The 2,160-nt window shown below is 46.9% G+C and carries 2 protein-coding genes; both read left to right on the plus strand.

All coding sequences use genetic code 11. The features are described 5' to 3' along the window. Positions 1-719, plus strand: a 719-nt coding sequence (locus K2Q26_08990) for an aminotransferase class I/II-fold pyridoxal phosphate-dependent enzyme (GenBank protein ID MBY0315642.1), incomplete at its 5' end; no start/stop codon positions are given. After that, on the plus strand, positions 716-2,160 hold a 1,445-nt coding region (gene bioD / locus K2Q26_08995; protein MBY0315643.1), incomplete at its 3' end, for a dethiobiotin synthase. The genes K2Q26_08990 and bioD, both read left to right, overlap by 4 nt.

A 2,160-nucleotide genomic window follows, 5' to 3' on the forward strand; every position in this document is an offset into this window, starting at 1 on the left:
AGAAAATTTTTAGACACAACGATTTGACCGATTTGCGAAGATGCTTGAGCGAAGGCACTTCAAAAAAATATAAAATCATCATTGTCGAAAGAATTTATTCCATGTCGGGAGATCACTCGCCGCTGGAGGCTTTGATCGAACTCGCGCACGAGTTTTCGGCACAACTCATTGTGGATGAAGCTCACTCCACGGGGATCGAATTACCTCTCGCCCAAGTGTATGCCGATGCGTCGGTCATCTTGGCGACCATGCATTCTGCCGGAAAAGCTCTCGGCGTATCAGGGGCCTGGATCGCTTGTGATCAAGAGCTTAAAAAATATCTGATTCAGTTTTCTCGGCCATTTATTTATTCAACAGCGCCTTCGCCTTTGGTGATGCGGGCCTTAGTGACCGCGGTCGAGTATCATCAAGAAATTTCTGAAGCGCGGGTCGCGGCCCTTAAGGAAAAAATTCAGTTTTTTAAAGAAGAAGTGAGTTACAGAATACCTGGTCTTCCTCTCTTGGGGGAGGGGCCCATTTTTTTCATCGTCTTGGGCGCTTCCCCAAAGTCGCTCGATGCAGCTTCGAAACTCCAAAGTCGTGGATTTGATATTCGGGCGATTCGTTATCCGACAGTGCAAGAACATCAAGCAGGATTACGCATCTCGATTCATGCGAATCAATCCGAAGTCTCTATCAAGACGATGATTCAATCCTTAAGCGAAGAGTTTAAGCAATGAAGAAACCTCGCGGTGTTTTTGTCACAGGAACGGACACGGGTGTTGGGAAAACGGTGATCTCATCGCTTTTGGCAAAGAGTCTTAAGAAATTCACATCACTTCAGTATTACAAGCCCATTCAAACGGGTTACCTCGAGGATGATGACACATTAACTGTCGCACGAAGAGCGGAGCTGACTCCTCAAGAGATCATCGAGCCTGCTTATCGTCTGATTGCTCCGCAATCGCCCAATCGAGCGGCCGTCTTAGAAAATGTGGATATCTCATTGGAGAATGTGCTTAGTAAATTAAACACCCCTCATTTTTTGGTGGTTGAAGGAGCGGGCGGGTTAGAAGTTCCCATTCGTGAGCAGACGCGAATGTCGGATTTAGTGAAAGCCATGGATTTGCCTCTGGTGGTCGTTGCGTCGACGCGATTAGGGACCATTAATCACACTCTTCTCACTTGTCAGCGAGCACGACTGCAGGGGATCACAGTTTTAGGGGTGATCTTAAGTGGTCCCGAGGACGTGGGATTGCGCGAAGTTCTGGAAGAGCAAGGTGAGCGCGTTTTATTTTCGATTCCTTTTCTAGAGTCGGAGAAAGATTGGCTCGCCGCCGAGGCCATTGTCGATGAGAACAAAGATTTATTCTTTGAATTCCCTTGGGAAGATCTTCGTGCCAAAGACAAGGAAATGATCTGGCATCCGTTCACTCAACACAACATTGTCAGTGATCATACGGTGATCACGCGAGCTCAAGGGGCTCACTTTTATTTTGAAAATGGGAAAAAAGTTTTAGATGGAATTTCGTCCTGGTGGGTGAATGTGGTTGGACATAGTCATCCCGTTGTGGCCCTAGCCATTGCTCAACAGGCCCATTCGTTAGAGCACGTGATTTTTGCAGGATTCACGCACAAGCCAGCGGTGCAAGTCAGTGAGAATGTTCTAGGAGAGTTACAAACTCGATATGATTATCTCAAAAAAGTTTTTTTCTCTGACAATGGCTCCACCGCCGTCGAAGTGGCTCTAAAGATGGCCTTTCAATATGCGTCTCTTAAGGGTGAACATCAGCGCACAAAGTTTATGGCTCTCAGAGGAAGTTATCATGGTGACACCTTGGGCGCGATGTCTGTCGGTGAACCTGACGGCTTTCATACCTACTTTAAGCCTCTCATGATGCCAGTGGACTACTTAAATCCCGATAACTTTATGGAGCTCGAAGAGTTTGCGAAAACGGCCAGAAATTACGCCGCATGTATCGTAGAGCCATTGATTCAGGGGGCCGGAGGAATGCGCATTTATTCTTCGGAGTACCTCGAAAAATTAGCGCGAATTTGTAAAGACAATGGTGTGCTTTTGATCTGTGACGAAATCTTCACGGGATTCTATCGGACCGGTACTTTTTTAGCCTCATACCAAACTCAGATCCAGCCGGATTTAATTTGTCTGTCGAAGGGGCT

It is taken from the genome of Bdellovibrionales bacterium (assembly GCA_019750295.1).
GTDB lineage: Bacteria > Bdellovibrionota > Bdellovibrionia > Bdellovibrionales > JAGQZY01 > JAIEOS01.